Origin of the sequence: Mesorhizobium sp. M2D.F.Ca.ET.226.01.1.1 (genome assembly GCF_004022705.2) — a bacterium.
GTDB lineage: Bacteria > Pseudomonadota > Alphaproteobacteria > Rhizobiales > Rhizobiaceae > Mesorhizobium.
The window spans coordinates 1-290 of the sequence record NZ_RZOY02000123.1; the positions used below are offsets into that span (position 1 = coordinate 1).

Genomic DNA, 290 nt, shown 5'->3' on the forward strand with positions numbered 1-290 from the left:
CCGAGGTCTCGACACGCACGAGGTCTCGACACGCTCGACCCGCAGCAGGGTCCCGGCCTACCCCTCTGCGGCGACGCGTTCGCGGTAGGCGAGCTGGTTCATCCTGTTGCCGCAGCGGACGCTGCAGAATCTCTTGGACCCGTTGCGCGACAGGTCCAGGAGCAGGCCCGTGCAGTCGGCTGCTTCGCACACGCGCATCCGTGACGTCTCGTCCGAGCGGATGACGTCGGACAGGGCGAGCGCCGCCTCGACCCGGATGCGTTCGGCGAGCGGCGCGTCGAGCGACGTCG

General features: G+C 70.0%; 1 protein-coding gene. It reads right to left on the minus strand.

The features are described 5' to 3' along the window. Positions 1–57 precede the first annotated feature (57 nt). Positions 58–290: CGNR zinc finger domain-containing protein (locus EN869_RS34060; protein WP_135916169.1), on the minus strand; the 233-nt coding region annotated here is incomplete at its 5' end.